The sequence below is a fragment of the Propionicimonas sp. genome (assembly GCF_034927565.1).
In the GTDB taxonomy this organism is placed as follows: Bacteria; Actinomycetota; Actinomycetes; order Propionibacteriales; family Propionibacteriaceae; genus Propionicimonas.
The window spans coordinates 1-24030 of record NZ_JAYFPT010000069.1 but is presented as its reverse complement, the minus strand read 5'-3'; the positions used below and the strand labels follow the sequence as shown (position 1 = coordinate 24030).

Below are 24030 nucleotides of genomic sequence, written 5' to 3'. Positions count from 1 at the left end.
CACCATGAGTGTCGAGATCGCGCCCAGTTCGCTGTTCAGCCGCCTGGAACCCCTGCTGGCCAGGGTCGCCAAGCCGGTGCAGTACACCGGTGGTGAGCTGAACTCCCAGCCCAAACCGTTTGCCGACACCGAGGTGCGGTGGGTGCTGATGTACCCCGACGCCTACGAGGTCGGCCAGCCGAACCAGGGCCTGGCGATCCTCTACGAACTGCTCAACGAGCGCGACTGGATCTGTGCCGAGCGGACGTACACCATCTGGCCCGACCTCGCCGGGCTGATGCGGGAGCACGACATCCCGCAGTTCACCCTGGAGAACCACCTTCCGGTGGCGGCCTTCGATCTGCTCGGGGTGAGCTTCTCCACCGAGCTGGGCTACACCAATCTGCTGGAGAGCCTCGATCTGGCAGGCATTCCGCTGCGGGCGGCCGACCGCGGGCCCGAACATCCGCTGGTGATCGCGGGGGGACACGCTGCCTTCAATCCTGAACCGGTGGCCCCGTTCATTGATGCAGCGGTGCTGGGGGACGGCGAGGAGGCAGCCGTCCGGCTCTCCGAGATCGTCCGGCAGTGGAAGGCCGAGGGGAGGCCCGGCGGACGGGATCAGCTTCTCTTCCGGCTGGCGCGCAGCGGAGTGGCCTACGTTCCGTCCTGCTACGACGTCAGCTACGCGCCGGACGGGACGATCGCCTCGGTCGTGCCGAGCCGCGACGGCGTTCCGGCGCGGCCGGCCAAGCACACGCTCATGGAGCTGGACGAGTGGCCTTATCCGGCCAGACCAATCGTGCCGCTAGCGGAGACCGTCCACGAGCGCTACTCGGTGGAGATCTTCCGCGGCTGCACCCGCGGCTGCCGGTTCTGCCAGGCCGGGATGATCACCCGGCCGGTGCGAGAGCGCACCATCGAGACCGTCGGCCGGATGGTCGAGGCCGGGCTGGCCGCCACCGGCCTGGAGGAGGTGGGGCTGCTCAGCCTGTCGTCCGCCGACCACTCCGAGATCGGTGAGATCACCCACCAGTTGGCCGACCGCTACGCCGACGACCAGGTCTCGCTCTCGCTGCCCAGCACCCGGGTGGACGCCTTCAACATCGACCTTGCGGGCGAACTCTCCCGCAACGGCCGGCGCTCCGGGCTCACCTTCGCACCCGAAGGCGGCACCGACCGGATGCGCAAGGTGATCAACAAGATGGTCAGCGAGGACGACCTGATCACCACCGTCGCCGCCGCCTTCAGCCAGGGCTGGCGGCAGGTGAAGCTCTACTTCATGTGCGGCCTGCCCACCGAGACTGACGAGGATGTGACCGCGATCGCCGACCTGGCAGCCCGGGTGATCGAGACCGGCCGGCGGGCGGCAGGCACCCGGGACATCCGCTGCACGATCAGCATCGGCGGCTTCGTCCCCAAACCGCACACCCCGTTCCAGTGGGCGGCCCAGGCCGACCCCGACACGATCGACCGCCGGCTGCACGCCCTGCGTGACCGGATCCGCGAGGACAAGCGGTACGGCCGGGCGATCGGGATGCGCTACCACGACGGGAAGCCGGGCATGATCGAAGGGCTGCTCAGCCGCGGCGACCGTCGGGTGGCCGACGTGATCGAGGCGGTCTGGCGGGACGGCGGGCATTTCGACGGCTGGAGCGAGCACTTCTCCTACCAGCGCTGGGTGGAGTGCGCCGAGCGCGTCCTGGCCGACCACGGCGTCGACCTGGCCTGGTACACCACCCGGGAACGCGGCCAGGCGGAGATTCTGCCCTGGGATCATCTCGACTCCGGCCTTGACCGGGACTGGCTGTGGCAGGACTGGCAGGATGCCGTCGGCGGCGCCGAGGTGGAGGACTGCCGCTGGTCGGGCTGCTACGACTGCGGGGTGTGCCCGACCATGGGCACCGACATCCAGATCGGCCCGACCGGACGTTCGCTGCTGCCGCTGACGGTGGTGAAGCGGTCGGCCTGAGGCGCATCGCCGGCCGCCGGACGGTTGGGGGAGGTCGGGTGGTCGCGGACCATCCGGTTTGTGCCAGACTGTCGATGATGTCTGCTCTTCGTTCCACGGCGCTGCGACGCGTCACCGTGCTGGTGCTGTTCTGGGCCCTGGTGGCCGCCTTCGGGCTGATCACCGTCCAGCCGGCCCAGGCCGCGTCCTATGCGCTCACAGCCCGCAGTTGCGGCACGACCACCAGCAAGTTGGCATGCACCATCACCGTGACCTTCACCAAGAGCGGCAAGCCAGTCGCGAAGGCGACCGCGCTGCTGCAGTACAAGAAGGGCTCGAAGTGGGTCACCGAGAAGAAGGTGAAGCTCACCAAGGGCAAAGGCACCGTGGCCGTCAAACATGGGGTGACCGATCGCACCTACCGGGTGAAGGTGACCGGGAAGAAGACCGGCAAGGCGTTCACCGTGCACTTCATCCCGGCGACCTTCTCCGTGAAGGGCTCGGGCAGCGGGCACGGGGTGGGCATGGCACAGTACGGCAGCTACCGGATGGCCCTGGACGGCAAGGTGGCCACCGACATCCTGAAGTACTACTACAAGGGCGCGGCGCCCGGCCTGGCCAACAACCCCGGAGCCACCGCGACGCCGACCGGCACCGCCGGCAAGATCAAGGTGCAGGTCTTCGGTTCGTCCACCGACGCCAGGACCACCACGCTGACCCCCACCGGCGGTGGGTTCACCATCACCGGCGGCGCCACGCCGGTAACGACGGCGTCCGGGAAACCGGTGATCATCGCGGTGAGCGGTTCCCAGGTGACAGCCACCCAGGGAACGACGACCGTCACCGCTGCCCGGCTGCGGTTCGACTGGGACACGACGAAGGCGACGGTGAGGGTTGCCGGCGCCCGGGCCGCGAACAGCAAGGTGGACGTGCAGTACCGCTACGGCAACCTGCAGGCGACGGCGATCAGCGGCCGGGTGAACGTGGTCAACGAACTGGTCCTCAACACCGAGTATCTCTACGGCATCGACGAGATGCCTGCGTCCTGGGGCTCCACCGTCAGGGGCATGGAGGCGCTCAAGGCGCAGGTGATCGCCGCCCGCACCTACGCGCTGGTCCAGGTGACCAAGCGGCCCGGCAACGTTGTCGACCCGGCCTGCGACTGCCACGTCTACGACGACACGCGCAGCCAGAACTTCACCGGCTGGACGAAGGCCGGCCCGGCGGCCAATCAGCCGTGGCTGGCGGCAGTGAACGCCACCGTGCACAAGGTGACAGCATCGGCGACCTTCCCCAGTGGTAGCGCCGTGGACATCGTCCGAACCTCTTCGGCGAGCGGCTCTGGCTTCGCCGAGACCGTCTACTTCGCGTCCTCTGGTTCGTACCAGGTGGGCTCCACGCGCTACGGCGGCACCGCGAACAACAGCGACGTCTTCCCGGTGCCGGCGTTGCCGTACCTGGTACACGTTTCAGACTCGTACTCGGCCAAGGCGGCACCGAAGAGCCTCAACGCCTGGACCAGGTCGCTGTCCCAGGCGAAGGCGAAGCAGGTCTTCGGCGGTGATGTGAAGAAGTTGGCCGTCACGGCACGTTATTCCAGCGGTCAGGCCAAGTCGATCCGTGCGACCTTCGCCAACGGCCGGACGAAGACCGTCACCAGGAAGGCGGCGGCCTGGCAGGATGCCCTGGGTGTCCAGGGTGCCTGGCTGAGCTCGATCACCGGCGCCTGATCCGGGGCGCTATCCTCTGGCGCTGTGGCACGTCCCCAACCCGAACAGCAGGCACCCCCGCAGCAGCGGCTGCGGGTGCGCTACGCCAAGCGGGGCCGTGCCCGGTTCGCCTCCCACCGCGACGTGGGACGGGCCATCGAGCGAGCCCTGCGCCGGGCCGATATCCCGATGGCCTACTCGTCCGGCTTCTCCCCGCACCCGAGGATCTCCTACGCGGGCGCCAGCCCGACCGGTGCCGCGAGTGAGTCGGAGTACCTCGAACTTGGTCTGGCGGTCCGGCTCGATCCTGAACAGGTTCGCCGGCAGCTGAACGACGCCATGCCCGACGGACTGCAGGTGGTGGGCATCGACGAGTCTCCCGGTGGTTCGTTGAGCGAGGAGTTGCAGGCGTCCTGCTGGCGCCTGCAGGTGCCGGGGGTGGACGTGGACACCTCCCGTCGTGCCGTGGCCGCGCTGCTGACCGAGCCCCGGTTCGAGGTCGAGCGGATGACCAAGACCGGCCTGCGCACCTTCGATGTCCGGGCTGCGATCCTGCGGCTGGAGACGGTGGGAGAGGGGTTGCTCGAACTGGTCTCGGCGATCGGCACCCCGCTGGTTCGCCCCGACGATGTCGTGCAGGCACTGACGGCGGTGGATGACCAGTTCCGTCCGGTTGATCCGCCGGTCTTCACCCGGACCGCCCAGGGCAGGTTCGATGGCCGGACGGTGGTCGACCCGGTCCCGGCGGCGACCGGGGACTGAGCCGGTGCAAACCCTGAGAACCGGCGAAAGATAACGCTCAGATAACGGAAACTCGGGCGTTTCGTCGCTGGAAGTGGCGTCAGTATGGAATACTTCGAGGCAGGCCGGGATTCCACCAGAAGACCGCCCGTGAGTGCGACGAACGAGGTGACAGCTCGGTCGGCCCGCCGAACCACACCGCGACGAGCAGTCGACCGCGGGGGTGAGGACGGGGCATGTACCCACCCCATGAAAGCTTTGCTGCTTCGGCAGTTGACTCGAACGGCGACCCCGGTTGCCGTTGAAGGAGCGCACCATGCTCGATGACGACCAGACACCAACCCTCGGCGACGCCGCTGCTGCCGAGGAGACCCCCGCCGCCCCGACGCGCCGCCGGCGCGCGGCCAGCCGGCCGGCCGGCCCGCCCTCTCCGCCGGTCGAGCCCGCACCGGCTGCGGCAGAACCCGCCGCCGAGAACGACACGGAGACGACCGGGCCTGTCCAGGCAGCGACTGACTCGGAACCGGCCCCGGCTGAACCGGCAGCTGTCGAGCCGGTTGCCGCGGATGCTCAGCCGCAGGACGGCCCGGCCGAAACCGTGAAGGCCGCCCCGAAGCGTTCGCGCAGCAGGAAGCCCAAGGTCGTCGAGCCAGTGGCGGAGCCGGCGGCCGAGGAGCCTGCCGGAGCCGACGTTCAGCCCACCTTGGAGCTCGCGCCCGAGCCCGAGGCCGAGGCCAAGCCGGCCCGCCGCAAGCGGACGACGAAGAAGACTGCCGAACCTGCCGCCGAGATCGAGGAGCAGGCCGATGTCGCGGCCAGCCTGGCCGAACTGGAACAGCGCACCGCGAAGCGCCGTGCGGTCAAGGTGGAGACCTTCGGGCTGGCGGCGGACGTCAACCCCGACGAGGTACTGAGCCAGTTGGCGGCAGCCATCGGTGCCGGCACGGTGGCGCGCGCCGAGGACGAGCAGCCCGAGGACGCCGACGAGGTCGAGGACGCCGAAGCCGGTGAGGAGGGCGAACTCGACGAGGACGCCGCCGAGACCGACGATGAGGCAGCCGGCGATGAAGCGCCGGGCGAGCCGCGTCGCCGTCGTCGCCGCCGGGGTGGCCGCCGGCGCCGTCGCTCCGGTGGCAACGGCGAGGCCGGCGCCGAGGGCGAGGAGCCCGAAGCTGAGGCGGGTGAGGGTGAGGAGCCCGAGGACGCGGAGGCCGAGAGCTCCGATGAACCCGCCGCCGAGGGTGGCGCCCGTCGTCGTCGCCGTCGTCGCCGCCGTGGCGAGGACAACGGCGATGCCGAGGACGATCCGTCCATCGAGGTGGTGGCCCGGGTCCGCGAGCCACGCCGCAACCGCAGCGTCAGCGACGAGGTCACCGGCATTGAGGGCTCCACCCGGATGGAGGCCAAGAAGCAGCGCCGCCGTGAGGGACGGGCGGCCGGCCGTCGCCGGACCGCCATCCTGTCCGAGGCCGAGTTCCTGGCCCGCCGCGAGTCGGTCGACCGCACGATGCTGATCCGCCAGGCCGAGGACTACTCCCAGATCGCCGTGCTGGAGGACGGGATCCTGGTGGAGCACTATGTCGACCGGGCGTCGGCAACCTCGATGATCGGCAACATCTATCTGGGCCGGATCCAGAACGTGCTGCCGTCCATGGAGGCGGCGTTCATCGACATCGGCCGCGGCCGCAACGCAGTGCTCTATGCCGGTGAGGTGGACTGGGCGTCCTACGGCGTCACCGGCCAGGACAAGAAGGTTGAGAAGGTCTTCAAGTCGGGCCAGACCGTGCTCGTCCAGGTCACCAAGGATCCAGTGGGGGCCAAGGGCGCGCGGCTCACCTCGCACATCTCGATCCCCGGCCGGTACGTCGTGTACTCGCCCGGGGGCCAGCTGTCGGGCATCTCACGCAAACTGCCGGAGAACGAGCGCAAGCGGCTGAAGAGCATTCTCGACGAACTGATCGGGCCGGACGCCTCGGTGATCATCCGCACCGCCGCAGAGGGCACGTCGGAGGAGGAGTTGGTCCGCGACGTCAACCGGCTGAAGGCGCAGTGGGAGGTCATCGACAAGAAGGCTTCCGCCGGGCACGCCCCCTCGCTGCTCTACGCCGAGCCGGACCTCACCGTCCGGATCGTCCGTGACCTGTTCACCGAGGACTTTGCCGCCCTGATCGTGGACGGCGACGACACCTGGGACACCGTGGAGGCCTACGTCGGCCATGTGGCGCCGCACCTGGCCGACCGGCTGCAGCGCTGGGATCGTGCTGCCAGCGGCGACATCTTCGACGTCCACCGGGTACACGAGCAGGTCGCCAAGGCGCTGGAACGCAAGGTCTTCCTGCCCTCCGGTGGGTCGCTGATCATCGACCGGACCGAGGCGATGACGGTGATCGACGTCAACACCGGACGGTTCACCGGGACCTCGGGCAACCTCGAGGCCACCGTCACCTCCAACAACCTGGAGGCCGCCGAGGAGATCGTCCGGCAGCTGCGGCTGCGGGACATCGGCGGCATCATCGTGATCGACTTCATCGACATGGTGCTGCCCAGCAACCGCGAACTGTTGCTGCGCCGTCTGGTCGAGTGCCTGGGACGCGACCGCACCCGCCACCAGGTTGCCGAGGTGACGTCGCTGGGGCTGGTGCAGATGACCCGGAAGAAGATCGGAACCGGCCTCGCCGAGGCGTTCACCGTCCCGTGCGAGACCTGCAAGGGTCGCGGCTACCACACCCATGACGTGCCGGTAGCCTCCCAGGCCCCGGCAGACGGCGGCGACCGCGAGGCCAAGCGGGGATCGCGTGGTGGCCAGTCGCAGTCCCGGCAGCGTCCGGCCAAGGTGCGCAAGCCCGCCCCGGAGCTGGCGGCTGTGGTGGCGGCGACGCTGGCCCACCCGGTCACTCCCGAGCTGGCCCATCTCGAGCACCACGAGCCCGAGGTCGCCGCCGAAACCGATGTGGTGGTCGACGAGTTGCCCTTCCCCGTTCCCGTGACGGTGGTGGAGGCTGAGCCCGAGCCGGTGCCGGTCGAGCTGGAACTCGCCACTCTGCCCGAGATCGTCGACGCGCCGGAGACTTCTCCGTCCTCGCCGGACGTGGATCTGCCGGTCGAGCCGGTCGAGGCTGCCGAAGGCGTGTAGGTCGCGGGGCGCGCCGGTGGGCTCGCTCGTCGGCCGCGTTCGTGACCCGGTCCGCTGGCAGGGCTAGGTCATGCGGCCCGGGGAGACGCGCCCGTGCGTCAGTCCGGGATCCGGGCGACATCCTCCAGCCCGAGTGCCGCCGAGGGGTCGGCCGGCATCCGCCTGGCGCCGCGCGGCGACAGCGAGCCGCCCCGGACCACCTTGGGGCCGTTCGGCAGCGCGGACCGCTTGAACTGGGCGAACCCGAAGAACCGGCTGCAGAACACCTGAAGCCACTTCTTGATGGTGGCCAGGTCGTAGCCGACCCGTTCGTCGTCCGGGAAGCCAGCCGGCCAGTCGCCGGCCGCGGCGTCCGCCCAGCTGTGCATCGCCAGGAAGGCAATTTTGGACGGCTTGGCGCCGTGCCGCAGCACGTGGAACAGGGTGAAGTCCTGCAGCGCGTACGGACCAATCGTGGCCTGGGTGGACTGTGGGCTGTTGCCATCGGTGATCGGAATGAGCTCCGGGGTGATCTCGGTGTCGAGGACGGCCTGCAGGGTGCGTCCCACGTGGTCGTCGAACTGGCCAGAGGCGATCACCCAGCGGATCAGGTGTTGCATCAGGGTCTTCGGCACCCCGCCGTTGACGTTGTAGTGCGACATCTGGTCGCCCACCCCGTAGGTGCACCAGCCCAGCGCCAGCTCGGAGAGGTCGCCGGTGCCCAGCACGATGCCGCCCCGCTGATTGGCCAGCCGGAACAGGTAGTCGGTGCGCAGCCCGGCCTGGACGTTCTCGAAGGTGACGTCGAAGACCGACGCAGCCCGAGCGGCGAGCCGAGCTCGCTCGGCGTCGTCCGAGGGCAGGGAAGGTCCTGACGAGCGAAGCGAGGAGTACACCGGCTCGCCGTCGGCGAACGGGTGGTCGAGGTCGGCCAACAGCTGCCGGGCGGCCGGCTTGATGTCGAGCTCGGCGAAGGTCACCCCGAGCGCGTTGGCCAGGTCGGTGGCATTGCCCTTGGTGTGCTCGGAGGTGGCGAAACCGGGCATGGTGAAGGCCAGGATGTCGGTGCGCGGCCGGTTCATCCGGTCCATCGCCTTGGCGGCGACGATCAGCGCGTGGGTGGAATCCAGGCCGCCGGAGACCCCGATCACGATCTTCGGCTGGCCGATCGCCTTGAGCCGCTGTTCCAGGGCGCTGACCTGGATGTTGTAGGCCTCGTAGCAGTCCTGCGCGAGCCGGGCCGGATCGGCCGGGACGAACGGGAACCGGGGGAGGGGACGTCTGAGGCCGAGGTCGCCAGACGGCACGCCGAGTTCGAACTCCACCCAGCGGTAGGCGTCGGTGCGTTCGGCGTGGACCCGGCGATTGTCGTCGAAGGTGCCCTGCCGCAGCCGGTCCATGGCCAGCGTGCCGAGGTCGAGGTCGGCGACCGACGCCCGCGGGCCCATCGGGAACCGCTCGGATTCGGCCAGCAGGGTGCCGGCTTCGTAGACCAGAGTCTGCCCGTCCCAGGCCAGGTCGGTGGAGGACTCGCCCTCGCCGGCGGCGGCGTAGACGTAGCCGGTCAGGTAGCGCGAGGAGTTGCCGCTGCACAACTGCTTGCGCTCCTCGGCTTTGGCCACGGTGATGGGGGAGCCGGAGAGGTTGGCCACGATCGTGGCCCCGGCCAGCGCGGCCTCGGCGGCCGGCGGGATGGGCACCCACATGTCCTCGCAGATCTCGACATTGAGCACGAAGTCGGGCAGGTCCAGGGCGGCGAACAGCAGGTCGGCGCCGAACGGCACCAGCCGTCCCGCCACCGCGATCTCGCCGGTGACGTCCGTCCCGGCCGCGACCTGGCGGGCCTCGTAGAACTCCCGGTAGGTGGGCAGGTAGGACTTCGGGACCACGCCCAGGATCTCGCCGCGGTGCAGCACCACCGCGCAGTTGTAGATCCGGTTCAACCCCCGCAGCGGCGCCCCGACCACGATCACCGTGCCGACGTCGGCGGAGTTGTCAGCCAGCCAGCCCAGGGCCGCGTCCGTGGCGTCCAGCACGATGTCCTGCATCAGTAGGTCGTCGATGGAGTAGCCGGTCAGGCACAGCTCCGGAAAGACCGCCAGCACCGCGCCCTGGCCCGCGACCTCACGCGCCTGGGCGAGCACCGCCTCCGCGTTCCGCTGCGGCTGCACCATGGTGATCGGCAGCGTGCACGCCGCCACCCGCGCGAACCCGTGGGTGTACAGGTTGAAGAAGTCCATCGACCCTCCTTGAAGCTCAGGAACAGCATCCCACGCCGGAACTCTCCTCAGGTCGCCTTCTCCAGCGGCGGTGCTATCATTCCTGCAGATTGATATCACGAAGGGGGTGCCCATGCCTGCGATCACCGTCCGAAACCTCTCCGCTGAGACGCACCGGGCGCTCAAGGCGCGCGCGGCGGCCCACGGCCGCAGCACCGAAGCCGAGGTGCGTGCGATCCTCGACGGCGCGGTCGCGCCGCGGATCGGGTTGGGGTCGCTGTTGGCGGACATCGGCCAGGCCGCGGGCGGAGTCGATCTTTGCCTGGAGCGCGAGTTCGTGGACCGCGATGTCCCCGATTTCTGATGATCCTGCTCGACACCAACGTGGTTTCCGAGCCGCTGCGGCCCGCACCGGACCTGGCCGTCGTGGCGTGGCTGGACGCCCAGGCGCCGGAGACCCTCTATCTGAGCTCCATCACGGTGGCCGAGGTGCGGTTCGGCATCGCCCGGCTCCCCGAAGGCCGGCGCCGGACGATGCTGGGGGAGCGGTTCGAGGGCGAGGTTCTGCCGGCCTTCGCCGGGCGGATCGTGGGGTTCGATGAGCCGGAAAGCGCGGTGTACGCCGGGCTGCGTGCGCGTGCGGCTGCGTCAGGCGTGGCGATCAGCCCGTTCGACGCGCTGATCGCGGCGATCGCCCTGCATCACAGCTTCGCCATCGCTACCCGCGATGTCGGGCCCTTCGACCGCCTCGGCCTCAAGGTGGTCAACCCGTTTGGGCGTGGTCCCACGAGCGACTGACGTACTGCCAGGGACTCACCAGGTCGATGCCGCAGTCGTCGAAGTCGCGGGTGTTGCGGGTGGCGAGGGCCAGTTCGTGGGTGCGACAGATCGCGGCGATCATGGCGTCGATAGGTGGCCGGGGGCGTCCGGGCTGGCTGGTCAGTTCGGCGTAGATCTGTGCCTCGGCACGGCCGAACGCGACGATGCCGCCCAGTGAGCCGATCAGCGACTCAAGACTGGCGGTGATGCGGTCGCGTCGCCGGCCTGCCGGTAGCAGGTGGACGCCTCGCTGCAACTCTGCCCAGCACGGTGAGGGGAGGAAGAGATCCTGCGAGCGGAGGGTCTGGCTCCAGGCGAAGACTTGTTCGTTGCAGTCCGGCTTGGCGAGTTCGGAGACCACGTTCGTGTCGAGGGCCAGCTGCATCAGAAGTGCACCCGAGGGGGCTCGTAGCTTCGTTCGGGGAGTTCCAACTCCACCGGATCGTTGCGCATGGCGGCGTGGAACTCCACCAACGCATTGGGGAAGATGAGATCGACGGCAACCTGGTCGGTCAGGATCTGACGCGCTTCGGCCTCCATGGAGCGACCGTGACGATGTGCACGACGCTTCAGCGCCGCCCGCACCTCATCGTCCAATCCGCGTACCGTGATTGTAGCCATGTGCTAGCACCTCCCTGAGGAATGCTAGCACAGGGAGTCAGCGCGGATTCTCGCTGGGATCCGCTGGTAACCGGGCGGTCCCTTCGGTTTGATGGTGGCGTTCCATTCTCGCCCTGCGCTTCTGCGGGGTGAGGATCGGTGACCGGCACTCTTCTCACTTCTTCGGGGCGGTGCGGACGGCGTAGCGGTGCAGGGTGACGCCGGCCTCGGGCCTCGCCATGGCGCAAAGCTACCCGGCAGGCCCGGTCGCAGTCATCAGGTGCAACTGCGGAGGGCGCCGCCAACCCGCCCGGGACGTCCGCCCGGACCCGTGCTGGGGCCGGTCAGTAGCCGCGCGAGGCGTCGGCCGTGGCAGTCTCCCCGGCGAGAGCCGCCACGTATTCAGCAGTAGTGATCGGCTTGGAGAACATCGGGTAGTCGTACCTGATCGCGTTGCTGTGCTCGTCCAGCGAGGTGGCACCCACCGCGTCGGTGAGGGTGTAGACCTCGAAGCCCTTCTCGTAGGCCGAGCGCATGGTCGACTCGACGCAGCAGTTGGTCAGGAAGCCGGCCAGGACAATAGTGGTGATGCCCTTGCTGCGCAGGATGAAGTCGAGGTTGGTGGAGCCGAAGGCGTCCAGGCCGCGCTTGCCCTCCAGGACGATGTCGCCCTCGGCTGGTGCGACGTCGCCGACGATCTCGCAACCCCAGGTGCCCTTCACGAAGGAGGTGGAGTCGACGACACCCTTGAGGATGCCGTAGGGGTGGGCGCTGATCTCGTAGTAGCCCGGCTGGAAGGAGATCGGGCTGTGGACGATGGTGACGCCAGCCGCCCGGGAGGCCTCCAGCGCCGCCTTGGCGTTGGGCAGGGTGCCGGTGGCGTTCATCACTTCCGAGACGGCGCCGTGCAGCGTCCCGCCCTCGCTGGTGAAGTCGTTCTGGAACTCGATCAGGACGAGTGCGGTGGTTGCCGGATTCATCGGTAGTCCTTTCTGGGAGCCTGTCGCCGGGGCCGTTCCCGGCGGGAAGAGCGAGGTGGGGCCGGGCAACCGAGGATGGCGACCGGTCTCCTTCATTCTCGGGCCACCGGTCATCCCTCACAAGGCCTGTCCGTCGCACTGTGGAGTTCATCGATCGCCACCCTTCCCGTCGACCGCCTGTCCCCAGGGCCAGGCGGTCGACGTATGGGCAGGCGGTCGCCGAGAGGCGGAGAACCCAGGCCGAACGCGGACGACCCAGGTCAGAGGTCCTTGCGGCGGTAGAGCCGGATGGAGAGCTCCGCGGATCCGGTCAGCGTGGCCAGCGCGATCAGCAGCCCGGCCAGCGGCCAGAACGGGCCGATCTGGCCGATCGTGGCGATAATCCCGGTGGAGCCGGGGGATACCGGCATCATCAGGAGCGCGACCGCTGCGATCACCAGCGCGAGCGCCAGCCAGGTCACAAACCGGGCCCGCAGGTAGCCCAGGGCGAAGAAGAACGGGAATTGGACGGCAACCACCAGGCCAGCGACGGCGATGCTCGCCGCCAGGAAGGCCAGCGAGGACACCGGCGACCAGTTCTGGTGGCGGATGACAGCGGCCACTGCGTCGAAGACGACCCCGGCCAGACCGAGCCCGACCACGATCCCGAGGACCACCGCGTAGCGCGCGATCACCACCTGCCGACGGGAGATCGGCAGCGTGGCGTAAAGGCTCTCCAGATGGGCGTTCTCGGAGATCGAGAAGCCGTAGGAGCCGGTCAGTACCGCCATCATCACCATGATCGGCACGAAGCTGTCCTGCATGAAGCCCAGCAGCAGACCCATCACCGGCAGCAGGACGAACTGTCGGGAGTAGGGCCGTAGCGTCCACAGCTCCAGCGTCCATTGGGCAGGGAGGCGACTCATGCTGCGTCCTTTCGCGACAGGTGGATGACCAGTTCATCCAGGGACGGTGGTGTGGCCTCCACCCCACGTCCGAAGTGCTGCAGGTCGTCGACGGCGACCAACCCCTCGAAGCCATAGGGGTGGACGTGCAGACCGTGGATCAGCCGCCGACTCTCGCCGGGCAGATCGGACGGGCCACCCCGGACCATCGCGTATCGAGCGAGCAGATCGTCCTTCGGTTCGGCGTGCAGGATGCGTCCGTCGTTGATGAGGGCGACGTTGTCGGCGACCCGCTCCAGATCGGTGGTGAGATGGGTGGAGAACAACGCCGCGTTGCGTTCGTCCAGCAGGTACTCCTGCAGCAGGCTGAGCAGGTCGTCGCGGGCCAGCGGGTCCAGGCCCGAAGTGGGCTCGTCGAGGACCAGCAGCCGGGTGTCATGGGAGAGGGCGACCGCCAACTGCAGCTTCATCGCCATACCGCGAGAGAGTTCCTTGACCTTGCGGGCACCGGGGACGGCGAACCGCACGCACAACTCGGCGAATCGGCCCTGGTCCCAGGTGGTGTAGAAGTTCCCCACCACCCGGCTGACCTGGTCGACTGTCCACTCGCCGACGTAGGCCGGGGCGTCCAGCACGATCCCGATCTCCTCGGTCGGGGTGCCTGCCGCCCGGCCGAGCACGGTCACCTCCCCGGCGTCCGGGTGCATCATCCCGAGCAGGCACTTGATGGTGGAGGTCTTGCCGGCGCCGTTGGGTCCGACGAAACCGGTGATCAGCCCGGTCGGCACGCTCAGGCAGACGTCCTGCAGGCGGAAGTTCCCCAGCCGCTTGTCCAAGTGAAGTAGCTGTGCGGCCGCGGTGGGGACGGCGGTGCTGATCTGGCTCACGGTGCTTCCTCGGTGTGGTGCGGTTCGTTCGGTAGCTTCTCGCGTAGCGCGGCGGTGAGCAGCGCGGCGAGCTCGTCAGGCCCGATCCCGGCCAGTCGTGCCCGTCCGACGGCTTCGGAGAAGTGCTGCTGGATGGCAGTCAGCGCCTGATCGCGCACCAGTGCGCGGTCCACGGCCTGGACGAAGGCGGCCTTGCCCGGGACGCTCACCAGGAAGCCGTCGCGGGCCAGGTCGTTGTAGGCGCGGGTGGTGGTGATCACGCTGACCTGCAGGTCACGGGCGAGGTTCCGGATGGACGGCAGCGGCTCGCCCTCGGCTACCTCCCCGCTCAGGATCGCCTGCTGCACCTGCTGCACGATCTGCTCGTAGATCGGCAGCGGCGACGCGTTCGACACGATGATCCGCATCCGTCCGTCCTTACTGTCTATATCCACTATAGACAGTAGCGCGTCAGGCGCAGCCGGAACGTCGAAACCCGCTGCCTTTCTTCTCTTCCGTCAAGGCGACATCGCGCGCCCAATGTCACGTTGCGCCTGTCAGAACACGCGCGATGTGACCTACGGCGCGCAGGCAGGGGGGATGGGCTGGAGTGGGCGGAATGAGGGTCGGCGGCCCGAGCCCGGTCGCCGGTCGTCCGGTCGCCGGTTTGACCCTCCAGCACGCCGGAACGTATCCTTGATCCTCGGTGCTCGCTGTGCCGTTTTCTCGGCGCCGACACCTTCGGTGGTCTGGTGAGCACCGACATGACGTATCAGGTTCGTTGAGAGTGGGTCAGTCGTGTACGCGATCGTGCGCAGTGGCGGACGCCAGCACAAGGTTGCTGTCGGGGACGTGCTGGAGGTCGACAAGGTCGAGGCCGAGGTTGGTTCCTCGATCGATCTCGTCCCCCTGCTGGTGGTCGACGGTGACGCGGTCACCTCCGACGCGAAGAAGCTGGCCAAGGTCAAGGTGAGCGCCGAGGTGCTGGCCGAGACCAAGGGTCCGAAGATCCGCATCGTCAAGTACAAGAACAAGTCTGGCTACAAGAAGCGCCAGGGTCACCGCCAGCGGTACACCCAGGTCAAGGTCACCGGGATCAAGTGAGGAGCTGACAGATGGCACACAAGAAGGGCGCGTCGTCCTCCCGCAACGGTCGGGATTCCAATGCCCAGCGGCTCGGCGTGAAGCGGTTCGGCGGCGAGCAGGTCAACGCCGGCGAGATCATCGTCCGGCAGCGTGGCACCCACTTCCACCCCGGTGAGGGCGTCGGTCGCGGTGGCGACGACACCCTGTTCGCGCTGCGCGCCGGCAAGGTCGAGTTCGGCACCCGGCGTGGTCGCCGCGTGGTGAACATCGCGATCGCCGAGTAGCTCCAGAACCAACTCACGAGGGCTGTCCCGTCAGGGGCGGCCCTCGTGGCGTTCCCGACCGGGCGAGTCATCAGCCTGCGGTCCAGGTGCGCCGCACCGGCGACGGCACTGGCCGTCCGACGCTCTAGGGTGGCTGTCATGGGATGGCGGGGCCGGGTGCTGGCGACACTGGCGGCGCTGCCGCTGCTCTACGGCTGCGTCTCCCTGGAGGTCACTCTGCAGTTGGGTTCGCAGCAGACGGTCGACTACGACCTCTACGTCGAGGTACCGGTGCAGACGCTGGAGCAGAGCGGCCAGTGGGACGGCTCGGTCAGAACGCTGAACCTCTGCGACCGCTTCGCCCTGGGCGCGCACTGGTTCGAGGGTGCCACTGACGTCCTGCCCACCCGCGCCGGCGATCGCGTCGGCTGCCGGCTTCGTGGCAGCGAGAGCCTTGACGACTTCAGTGGGAACCGGCCGGCTGACGGCGGCTTCGACCTGAGCCATGCCGATGGACGGTTCGAGTTCCGGTGGTGGCCCTTCGCCAGTCCCGAACTACCCGACCTGATGGACGACCTCACCGTCTCGGTGACCTTCCCCGGCGAGGTGCTGGAGCACAACGGCTCCAGCACGGTCTCGGGCACCACGGTGACCTGGCAGGACCCGCACGACCTGTTCGAGAACGAGGGCCTGCTGGCCGTCGGGGAGGACACGCCCTCGATCTGGGTGCTCTCGGCGCGCTGGGGACCGATCGTGGCGTTGGCGGCCATCCTGCTGGGACTGGCCGGGCTGGTGTGGTGGCGACTGTCCCGCCGATCCTCCTCACCGGAGCCGGAGGAGACCGCGGAGGTCGTCGACGAACCGGTGGCGGAGCCGGCTCCGGATGCCGCCGCGGAGCGGCGAGCCTGGGGGCCGCCGGCCGAGACCGATCGCTGGGAGGTGGTGCCGTCCGAGGCATGGGCACCGCAGCCTGCCGACCTCGTCGAGCCACCGCCTCCGGCCGACCGTCCCGCCGCCGTGCCGGACCGGGACGCGCCCGCGGCCGGGCTGCCGTCCAGTCCGTGGGCGCCCGCCGCGGAAACCGCCGAACCTGCCGCGAGCCCCACCTGGGCACCGTCGAGTACGGAATAATCGCAGGCGTGAACATTGACAATGGCAGTCGTGCGGCGATCGGCGTCCTGGGCAGCGCCAACATGGACCTGGTGGTCAGGGTGGCGGCGCCGCCCCGGCCGGGCGAGACCATCTTCGGCTCCTCCTTCATCACGGTGCCCGGTGGCAAGGGTCTGAACCAGGCGGTGGCCGCCGCCCGCGCGGGTGGCCGGGTCAGTTTCATCGGGACGGTGGGCACCGACGGCTACGGCACCGCACTGGCCGACCTGATGACCGACGAGGGGATGGACGTCGGCCAACTGCGGCGGGAGGGCATTACCGGCACCGCCCACATCACCGTCGATGCCGAGGGCCAGAACAGCATCATCGTGGTCTCGGCGGCGAACCTGCTGACCAGCGCCGACCAAGTCACCGATGAGGTGCTGGACGGCCTGGGCTGGCTGGTCACCCAGCTCGAACTCGACCTCGCCACCGTCCAGGTCGCGCTGGCCCGCGCCCACGCCGCCGGGGTGCGGACGGTGCTCACCCCCGCGCCTGCGCGCCCGCTCAGCGCGGAACTGTTGCGCACCGTCGACCTGCTGGTGCCGAACGAGTTGGAGGCCTGCATGCTGGCCGACCGGGACGACCCGCTGGAGGCGGCCCAGGTGCTCAGCGAGCTGTGTCGCGACGTCGTGGTCACCCTCGGCGGGGATGGCGCCGCGCTGGCCAGCGGCGGCCGGATCACGGCACGGATCCCGGGCCGCCGGGTCGAGGCGCTCGACACCACCGCCGCAGGTGACACCTTCGTCGGCGTGCTGACCACCCTGCTCGCCGAGGGCGCGGACCTGCCGGAGGCGCTGCAGGTGGCGACGGTGGCCGCCTCGATCAGCGTCACCCGGTCCGGCGCCACCAGCTCGATGCCGACCCGCGCCGAGATCGACGCGGCTCGCTAGCCTCCCGTGGGTGGGGAACCGCCCGGGACGGGGGACGGTTCCCTGGCCCAGCCTGGTGATCGCCGGCGCCCAGACACACGGCCTCTGGGTAGACTCGACGGGCCCCGTTCGTGAGGAGTCCAGATGGCCATTCCGTCCTTCGTCGACCGGGCGACCCTGCGGGTCGCTGCCGGCAACGGCGGACACGGCTGTGCCTCCGTCCACCGCGAGAAGTTCAAACCGCTCGGTGGACCAGACGGCGGCAACGGCGGCAACGGCGGCTCGATCGTCATCCGGGTCGATCCCAACCTCACCACCCTGGTCGAGTACCACCGGCAGTCCCAGCGCAAGGCGCCGAACGGCCAGCCCGGCCGCGGTGACTTCGGCAACGGCGCGGGCGGCGAGGACGTGGTGCTGCTGGTACCTGACGGCACGGTGATCAGCGACGCCGACACCGGGGAGGTCCTGGCCGACCTGACCGGCGGCACCACGGAAGCGGTGGTGGCCGCAGGAGGCCGTGGCGGGCTGGGCAACGCTGCCCTGGCGACCTCGGCGCGCAAGGCTCCCGGCTTCGCCCTGCTGGGCGAGGAGGGCGAGAGCCGCACCGTCACCCTCGAGCTCAAAGTGGTAGCCGACATCGGTCTGGTCGGCTTCCCGAGCGCCGGGAAGTCGTCGCTGATCGCCGCGATCTCCCGGGCCCGGCCCAAGATCGCCGACTACCCGTTCACCACGCTGGTGCCCAACCTGGGCGTGGTGGTGGCGGGGGAGACCACCTACACCGTCGCCGACGTCCCGGGGCTGATCGAGGGCGCCAGCCTGGGCAGGGGCCTCGGTCACGACTTCCTGCGCCACATCGAACGCTGCCGGGCGATCGTCCACGTGATCGACTGCGCCACCTATGAACCCGGACGGGACCCGGTCACCGACCTGGACGTGATCGAGGCCGAACTCGCCGCCCACGGCGGGCTGGAGGACCGTCCCCGGCTGGTGGTGCTGAACAAGGTGGACGTGCCCGACGCCGCCGACCTGGCCGAGTTGGTCACCCCCGACCTGGTGGCCCGTGGGCTGCCGGTGTTCGCCGTCTCCGCCAAGACCGGCGCCGGCCTGAATGCGCTGACCTTCGCCCTGGCCGACCTGGTCGCCCGGCAGCGCCGGGAGGCGCCGCCACCGGCTCCGGCCCGGATCGTGCTGCGTCCCGAACCGGTCGGGCAGAGCGGCCCCGAGTTCACCATCGCCCGGCAGGGCGACGGCATGGGCGGTCTCGTCTGGCGGGTGCGGGGTACCAAGCCCGAACGCTGGGTGAAGCAGACCGACTTCGGCAATGCCGAGGCGGTCGGGTACCTCGCCGACCGGTTCGCCCGGCTCGGGATCGAGGAGGAACTGCTCGCCCTTGGTGCGCAGGCCGGGGACGCGGTGGCGATCGGCGCCGACGACCCGGTGGTCTTCGACTTCGCCCCGCAGGTCGAGATCGGCGCGGAGATCCTGGCCCGCCGCGGCGAGGACCAGCGGCTGAACGTCCCACGGCCGGCCGCCGTCCGCCGCAAGGTCAAGGATGCGGCATACCATGCTGAGCGGGAAGCGGAGAAGCTGACGAGGCTGGCCACGGACGGCCTGGAGGACGGCGAGGATGACTAAGCGCGCCAGGGGCTCGCAGGAGGCCTCGCCGACCCTGCGGCCCCAGCTCACCGGCGCGCGCCGGATTGTGGTGAAGGTCGGCTCGTCCTCCCTCACCGGACGGGACGGGGCGCTCGACCCCGCGCGGATGGAGATCATCGTGGACGCGCTGGCCGGCGTCCGGCAGCGCGGGCAGGACGTGGTGCTGGTCTCCTCAGGCGCGATGGCGTCCGGGATGCGGCCGCTGCGGATGAAGCACCGCCCACAGGACCTGGCCAGCAAGCAGGCCGCCGCCTCGGTCGGCCAGAGCCTGCTGGTCGGCCACTACGGCTCGCTGTTCGCCCGCCACGGCCTCACCGTCGGCCAGGTGCTGCTGACCTCGGAGGACGTCGCGCGCCGCGACCATTACCGCAACGCGCTGCGTACCTTCAACCGGCTGCTCGAACTCGGCGTCGTGCCGGTGGTGAACGAGAACGACACCGTCGCCACCCACGAGTTCAGGTTCGGCGACAACGACCGGCTGGCTGCCCTGGTGGCCCACCTGGTCGGTGCCGACGTGCTGGTGCTGTTGTCGGACGTCGACGCGCTCTACACCGCCCACCCCTCGAACCCGGAGGCCCGGAGGATCGATGAGGTGGCCAGCATCGACGGTCTCGAGGTGGACACCGCCGGCAAGGGCGCCGAGGTCGGAACCGGCGGGATGCAGACCAAGCTTGGTGCTGCCCGGATCGCCACCGCGTCCGGCATCCCGGTCGTGCTGGCAGCTGCGTCGTCGGTGGCGAATGCGCTGACCGGGGAGCCGGTTGGCACCCTGTTCCACCCCACTGACAAGCGCCGCTCCCGGCGGCTGATGTGGCTGGCCTACGCCTCCACCTCCCAAGGCGAGGTGGTGCTGGACGACGGTGCGGTCAGGGCGGTGACCGAACGCAAGGCCTCGCTGCTGCCGGCCGGGATCGTGGAAGTCAGGGGCACCTTCTCAGCCGGTGATCCGATCCGGCTGGTGAGCCAGAGCGGGCAGGTGATCGCCCGTGGCCTGGTCAACTACGATGCCGCCGAACTTCCGGTGATGATCGGACGTACCACCCGTGACCTGGCCGCGGAATTCGGGCCACAATTCGATCGCGAGGTGGTCCACCGCGACGACCTCATCCTCAAGCCCAGGAAGAAGACCGGAGCCTCGTGACCGCCGCAGACATCGTCGGCTGGATGGCCGCGCTGGTTGCCATCTCGATCAGCATTCCCCAGATCATCCTGCTGGTGCGCACCCGCAGCACCGCCGGTCTGTCGCTGCTGGCCTGGCAGGCGATCCTCGCCATCACCCTGGCCTGGACCGTTCACGGGTTCCTGCTCGATGCCCTCAACATGATCGTCCCCAATGCCATCAGCGTGGTCCTGGCGGCCGTCGTGCTGGTGCTCACGCTGCGCGAACGCGGACTGCGGCCGGTGCGGGTGTTCCTGCCCGGGGTGGTGACTGCCGCGGTCATGGTCGGGGTCGACCTGCTCTTCGGGACGACCGGCTACGGACTGGTCGCCATGGTCGTCGCTGTGGTCGCGAACGCCGGTCAGGGGGTCGACCTGGTTCGTTCGCGGTCGATCGCCGGGGTTGCCCCCGGTTTCCTGTTCGCCCAGTTGACCAACCAGATCCTGTGGTTGGCCTGGGGCGTGCTGGTGCAGGACCAGGGCACCGTGATGGCCTCGGTCGCCACCGGTTTGATCGCCCTGTTCAACGCGGTCTGGTGGCTGCTGCGCAGCTTCGGGCTGCGGCCGCTGTTCGTCCGCCCCGAGCCGGCGGGGCTCCCGGGATCGGGAACCGCACAGGTATCCTGCGAGGCGTGACCACCCACAGCACCGCCTTCCGCGACCAGGCAGCGGCGGCGAAAACCGCCTCGCGCACCCTCGCCACGCTGACCCGCGCCGCCAAGGACGCCGCCCTGATTGCCATGGCCGACGCCCTGCTGGCGGGTTCGGACGACATCCTGGCCGCCAACGCCGTCGATGTCGAGCAGGCCCGGGCCAGCGGTACCTCGGACGCCATGATCGACCGGCTGGCGCTCAGCCCGGCCCGGATCGTCGGCATGGCGGACGGGCTGCGTGCCCTGGCCGCGCTGCCTGACCCGGTGGGCGACGTGGTGCGTGGCTGGACCAACCCCAACGGGGTGCGCGTCCGGCAGGTGCGGGTGCCGCTCGGCGTGGTGGGGATCATCTACGAGGCGCGTCCCAACGTGACCGCGGACGCGGGTGGGATCTGCCTGAAGTCGGGCAATGCCGCGCTACTGCGCGGCTCGTCGTCCACCATCAACTCCAACCGGGCGGTGACCGCGGCGCTGCATGCCGGGCTGGCAGCAGCCGGGTTGCCGACCGCCGCCATCCAGTTGGTCGAGGGCGACCGCTCGGTGACCGAGCAGATGATGGCCGCCCGCGGCTACCTCGACGTGCTGATCCCGCGGGGTGGGGCCGGGCTGATCAACGCGGTGGTCAACGGCTCGAAGGTGCCGGTGATCGAGACCGGGACCGGCAACTGTCACCTGTTCGTGGACGCCAGCGCCGACCAGGAGATGGCGCTGGGCATCCTGGTCAACGCCAAGACCCAGCGGCCGAGCGTCTGCAACGCCCTGGAGACCTTGCTGGTGCATACGGCGATTGCCGACGAGTTCGTGCCAAAGGCGCTGGCGGCGATGGCGGCGGCCGGAGTGACCATCCACGGCACGCCGGAGGTGACCGGCTACTCACCGGCGGTGGTGCCGGCCCGTCCCGACGAGTTCGATGGGGAGTACCTCTCGCTCGACCTCGCCGCGAAGCTGGTCGGCTCGCTGGACGAGGCGATCGAGCACATCCGCGCCCACACCACCGGGCACTCCGAGACCATCGTGACCGAGGACCGCCGCTCGGCCGAGCGGTTCGTCGCCGAAGTCGACGCCGCTGCCGTGCTGGTGAATGCCTCCAGCCGGTTCGTGGACGGCGGCGAGTTCGGCTTCGGTGCCGAGATCGGCATCTCCACCCAGAAGCTGCATGCCCGCGGCCCGATGGGGCTGGCCGAGATGACCTCGACCAAGTACGTGGTGGAGGGCGACGGCCAGACCCGCGCCTGAGCCAGGCTGTCCGCGCAGCGCGGTCGGTGCTCGCCTGTGGTGGGCCGGCCGGGATAGCATCCCGCCATGCACACTGTCCTGGAGGCTACGTACGACCTCACTGTTCCCGTGGTCGTGGGGGGCTTCTTCCTTCTGATTCTGCTCGCCGGGCTCGGTTTCGTCCGGCAGGTCGGTGCGTTCCGGCCGCACAGCAAGACCCCTGATGAGTGAGACCCCAATCGTCGCGCGGCACACCGGCAGGCCACTGCGACTAGGGGTGATGGGTGGCACCTTCGACCCGATCCATCACGGGCACCTGGTGGCGGCCAGCGAGGTGCAGGCCCGATTCCACCTCGACGAGGTGGTCTTCGTTCCTACCGGCGTGCCCTGGCAGAAGGCGGGTAAGCAGGTCTCGCAGCCGGAGGACCGCTACCTGATGACCACGATCGCTACCGCGTCCAACCCGCGGTTCTCGGTCAGCCGGGTCGACATCGAGCGCGACGGCCCCACCTACACCGTGGACACTCTGCGCGACATCCGGGTGCAGCGCGGTGACGATGTCGAGTTGTACTTCATCACCGGTGCGGACGCGCTCAGTCAGATCCTGACCTGGAAGGGCGCCGACCAGTTGTTCGACCTGGCGCACTTCGTGGGCGTGTCACGTCCCGGCATTCCGCTGGGGGAGAGTGACATCGCTCACCTTCCCGAGGACAAGGTGAGCCTGCTGGAGATCCCCGCGCTGGCGATCTCGTCCACCGCCTGCCGGCAGCGGGTGCAGGACCGGTTGCCGATCTGGTACCTGGTGCCGGACGGTATCGTGCAGTACATCGCCAAACGCGGGCTCTATCGCAACGACCAAGGAGATTCATGACGGCAACCGACCACGCCACCTGGATCGCACGGCTGGCCGCACAGGCAGCCCTCGACAAGCTGGCGCTGGATCCGGTCGCCTTCGATGTCTCCGAGCGGCTGGCGATCACCGACGTCTTCCTGATCGTGGCCGCCGGCAACGAGCGCCAGGTGGGCGCGGTGGTGGACGGCATCGAGGAGGAGTTGCTCAAGCACGGGCTGAAGACCGTCCGGCGCGAAGGTGACCGGGAGAATCGCTGGGTGCTGATGGACTACCTGGACACGGTGGTCCACGTCCAGCACAGCGAGGAGCGGGCGTTGTACGCGCTGGAGCGACTCTGGAAGGACTGTCCCCGGATCGACCTCGGGCTGCCCGAGGACGCCGCGGCGCGATGACGGCGCAGCGGGTCATCCTGCTGCGGCACGGCGTCACCGAGTGGAACGATGCCGGTCGCTTCCAGGGCCACACCGACATCCCGCTGAGCGCCGAAGGCGTCCGGCTCGCCGAACGGGCGGCTGCCGTGCTGGCTGGCTACGGCATCACGCAGGTGGTCAGTTCCGACCTCTCGCGCGCTCGGCAGACCGCCGAGGCCGTGGCATCGGCCTGCCGGCTGGCGGTCGGCCTCGACCCCCGGCTGCGCGAGGTGGATGTCGGCTCCTGGTCAGGGCTGGACATGAAGACCGTCGGCGAACGCGTCCCTGACTTCTGGCCGGCACTGCGCGAGGGCCGCGACTTCCGCCGCTCGCCCGAGGGGGAGACGGCCACCGAGTCCGGGCAGCGGGTGGCTGGTGCCGTCGTCGAACATGCCGCGGCCGCCGGCCAGGACGATCTCCTGCTGGTCGTGGGGCACGGGCTGTCGCTGCGCGTGGCGGCGCTGCTGCTGATGGGGCTGGACTACTCCCACGCCCGGCTGTTCGGCGGGCTGGCCAACTGCGGCTGGGTGGAACTGCGGCCGCCCGACGGTGCGGTCGGCTGGGCAGGCGGCTCCGGCGAGCACTGGCGGATGAACGCCTACAACCGGATCGCCGAGTCCTGAGCCTGCCTCGCCGGTTCGGTGTGCAGATCGCAACCGGCCCTGCGGAGCAGGCGAACCGGCTGCGCGTGCAGCTCGTCCGCGGCCCCGGACGGTCGCCTGTCGGTCGATTTCCCTCCCGGCCCGGGGTTGACTACAATCAGAACCCGTCGCAACGACAAGGGGCTATGGCGCAGTTGGTAGCGCGCTTCCATGGCATGGAAGAGGCCACGGGTTCGAATCCCGTTAGCTCCAC

25 protein-coding genes and 1 tRNA gene are annotated in these 24030 nt (G+C 69.4%); 19 read left to right on the top strand and 7 right to left on the bottom strand.

The annotated features are described in order from the left end of the window. The first annotated feature begins 4 nt into the window (after window positions 1-4). The 4 genes from VB080_RS12490 to VB080_RS12475 all read left to right on the top strand — a co-directional run bounded on the left by VB080_RS12490 (window position 5) and on the right by VB080_RS12475 (window position 7513). The gene (locus VB080_RS12490; protein ID WP_323418785.1) at window positions 5-1951 is read left to right on the top strand and encodes a TIGR03960 family B12-binding radical SAM protein; all 1947 of its coding nucleotides are present in this window, start codon (window positions 5-7) and stop codon (window positions 1949-1951) included. A 77-nt stretch (window positions 1952-2028) separates the two neighbouring features. Beyond that, on the top strand, window positions 2029-3660 hold the full coding sequence (locus tag VB080_RS12485; RefSeq protein WP_323418784.1) for a SpoIID/LytB domain-containing protein: 1632 nt from the start codon (window positions 2029-2031) through the stop codon (window positions 3658-3660). A 24-nt stretch (window positions 3661-3684) separates the two neighbouring features. Then, complete coding sequence (locus VB080_RS12480) at window positions 3685-4401, top strand: TIGR03936 family radical SAM-associated protein (protein WP_323418783.1); 717 nt, start codon at window positions 3685-3687, stop codon at window positions 4399-4401. A 295-nt stretch (window positions 4402-4696) separates the two neighbouring features. Next, window positions 4697-7513 carry an Rne/Rng family ribonuclease gene (locus tag VB080_RS12475; RefSeq protein ID WP_323418782.1) on the top strand — a complete coding sequence of 939 codons (2817 nt, stop codon included), beginning with the start codon at window positions 4697-4699 and terminating at the stop codon, window positions 7511-7513. A 98-nt stretch (window positions 7514-7611) separates the two neighbouring features. On the opposite strand, the gene VB080_RS12470 is transcribed toward VB080_RS12475, so the two are convergent. Then, on the bottom strand, window positions 7612-9732 hold the full coding sequence (locus VB080_RS12470; protein WP_323418781.1) for an NAD(+) synthase: 2121 nt from the start codon (window positions 9730-9732) through the stop codon (window positions 7612-7614). A gap of 112 nt (window positions 9733-9844) precedes the next feature. On the opposite strand from VB080_RS12470, the gene VB080_RS12465 reads away from it, so the two are divergent. Next, window positions 9845-10075: a FitA-like ribbon-helix-helix domain-containing protein gene (locus VB080_RS12465; protein ID WP_323418780.1), complete on the top strand. Its 231-nt coding sequence runs from the start codon at window positions 9845-9847 to the stop codon at window positions 10073-10075. Beyond that, window positions 10075-10509 (top strand): type II toxin-antitoxin system VapC family toxin, encoded by a 435-nt coding sequence (locus VB080_RS12460; protein ID WP_323418779.1) that lies wholly within the window; start codon window positions 10075-10077, stop codon window positions 10507-10509. Before VB080_RS12465 ends, VB080_RS12460 begins: the two co-directional genes overlap by 1 nt. Here VB080_RS12460 and VB080_RS12455 read toward each other — a convergent pair. The 6 genes from VB080_RS12455 to VB080_RS12430 all read right to left on the bottom strand — a co-directional run bounded on the left by VB080_RS12455 (window position 10475) and on the right by VB080_RS12430 (window position 14288). Continuing rightward, on the bottom strand, window positions 10475-10915 hold the full coding sequence (locus VB080_RS12455) for a type II toxin-antitoxin system VapC family toxin (RefSeq protein WP_323418778.1): 441 nt from the start codon (window positions 10913-10915) through the stop codon (window positions 10475-10477). The two genes, VB080_RS12460 and VB080_RS12455, sit on opposite strands and share 35 nt — an antisense overlap. Further along, window positions 10915-11151 carry a FitA-like ribbon-helix-helix domain-containing protein gene (locus VB080_RS12450; protein ID WP_323418777.1) on the bottom strand — a complete coding sequence of 79 codons (237 nt, stop codon included), beginning with the start codon at window positions 11149-11151 and terminating at the stop codon, window positions 10915-10917. The genes VB080_RS12455 and VB080_RS12450 overlap by 1 nt, the downstream gene beginning before the upstream one ends. 323 nt (window positions 11152-11474) lie before the next feature. Further along, window positions 11475-12110, bottom strand: a complete 636-nt coding sequence (locus VB080_RS12445; RefSeq protein ID WP_323418776.1) for a cysteine hydrolase — start codon at window positions 12108-12110, stop codon at window positions 11475-11477. 260 nt (window positions 12111-12370) lie between these two features. After that, entirely contained in the window at window positions 12371-13015 is a 645-nt protein-coding gene (locus VB080_RS12440) for an ABC-2 transporter permease (protein WP_323418775.1), read from the bottom strand. Further along, complete coding sequence (locus VB080_RS12435; protein WP_323418774.1) at window positions 13012-13881, bottom strand: ABC transporter ATP-binding protein; 870 nt, start codon at window positions 13879-13881, stop codon at window positions 13012-13014. The genes VB080_RS12440 and VB080_RS12435 overlap by 4 nt, the downstream gene beginning before the upstream one ends. Beyond that, complete coding sequence (locus tag VB080_RS12430; RefSeq protein WP_323418773.1) at window positions 13878-14288, bottom strand: GntR family transcriptional regulator; 411 nt, start codon at window positions 14286-14288, stop codon at window positions 13878-13880. Before VB080_RS12430 ends, VB080_RS12435 begins: the two co-directional genes overlap by 4 nt. A 370-nt stretch (window positions 14289-14658) precedes the next feature. On the opposite strand from VB080_RS12430, the gene rplU reads away from it, so the two are divergent. The 13 genes from rplU (at window position 14659) to VB080_RS12365 (ending at window position 24029) form a co-directional block, all read left to right on the top strand. After that, window positions 14659-14964 (top strand): 50S ribosomal protein L21, encoded by a 306-nt coding sequence (gene rplU, locus VB080_RS12425; protein WP_323418772.1) that lies wholly within the window; start codon window positions 14659-14661, stop codon window positions 14962-14964. An 11-nt stretch (window positions 14965-14975) separates the two neighbouring features. Beyond that, window positions 14976-15230: a 50S ribosomal protein L27 gene (gene rpmA, locus VB080_RS12420; RefSeq protein WP_323418771.1), complete on the top strand. Its 255-nt coding sequence runs from the start codon at window positions 14976-14978 to the stop codon at window positions 15228-15230. A 138-nt stretch (window positions 15231-15368) separates the two neighbouring features. After that, window positions 15369-16340: an LppM family (lipo)protein gene (locus tag VB080_RS12415; RefSeq protein WP_323418770.1), complete on the top strand. Its 972-nt coding sequence runs from the start codon at window positions 15369-15371 to the stop codon at window positions 16338-16340. An 8-nt stretch (window positions 16341-16348) separates the two neighbouring features. Then, window positions 16349-17251 carry a ribokinase gene (locus tag VB080_RS12410; RefSeq protein WP_323418769.1) on the top strand — a complete coding sequence of 301 codons (903 nt, stop codon included), beginning with the start codon at window positions 16349-16351 and terminating at the stop codon, window positions 17249-17251. A gap of 123 nt (window positions 17252-17374) precedes the next feature. Beyond that, on the top strand, window positions 17375-18865 hold the full coding sequence (gene obgE, locus VB080_RS12405) for a GTPase ObgE (protein ID WP_323418768.1): 1491 nt from the start codon (window positions 17375-17377) through the stop codon (window positions 18863-18865). Then, a complete protein-coding gene (gene proB / locus VB080_RS12400) occupies window positions 18858-20027 on the top strand; it encodes a glutamate 5-kinase (protein WP_323418767.1) in 1170 nt (389 codons plus the stop codon). Before obgE ends, proB begins: the two co-directional genes overlap by 8 nt. Then, window positions 20024-20680, top strand: coding sequence for a SemiSWEET family sugar transporter (locus tag VB080_RS12395; protein ID WP_323418766.1), 657 nt, complete (start codon window positions 20024-20026; stop codon window positions 20678-20680). Before proB ends, VB080_RS12395 begins: the two co-directional genes overlap by 4 nt. Continuing rightward, window positions 20677-21933: a glutamate-5-semialdehyde dehydrogenase gene (locus VB080_RS12390; RefSeq protein WP_323418765.1), complete on the top strand. Its 1257-nt coding sequence runs from the start codon at window positions 20677-20679 to the stop codon at window positions 21931-21933. The genes VB080_RS12395 and VB080_RS12390 overlap by 4 nt, the downstream gene beginning before the upstream one ends. 66 nt (window positions 21934-21999) lie before the next feature. Further along, window positions 22000-22143: a hypothetical protein gene (locus tag VB080_RS12385; protein WP_323418764.1), complete on the top strand. Its 144-nt coding sequence runs from the start codon at window positions 22000-22002 to the stop codon at window positions 22141-22143. After that, complete coding sequence (gene nadD / locus VB080_RS12380; RefSeq protein WP_323418763.1) at window positions 22136-22783, top strand: nicotinate-nucleotide adenylyltransferase; 648 nt, start codon at window positions 22136-22138, stop codon at window positions 22781-22783. Before VB080_RS12385 ends, nadD begins: the two co-directional genes overlap by 8 nt. Next, on the top strand, window positions 22780-23157 hold the full coding sequence (gene rsfS / locus VB080_RS12375) for a ribosome silencing factor (RefSeq protein ID WP_323418762.1): 378 nt from the start codon (window positions 22780-22782) through the stop codon (window positions 23155-23157). The genes nadD and rsfS overlap by 4 nt, the downstream gene beginning before the upstream one ends. Further along, window positions 23154-23798: a histidine phosphatase family protein gene (locus VB080_RS12370; protein ID WP_323418761.1), complete on the top strand. Its 645-nt coding sequence runs from the start codon at window positions 23154-23156 to the stop codon at window positions 23796-23798. Before rsfS ends, VB080_RS12370 begins: the two co-directional genes overlap by 4 nt. A 158-nt stretch (window positions 23799-23956) precedes the next feature. Further along, window positions 23957-24029 (top strand) — tRNA-Ala (locus VB080_RS12365). Window position 24030: the final 1 nt, after the last annotated feature.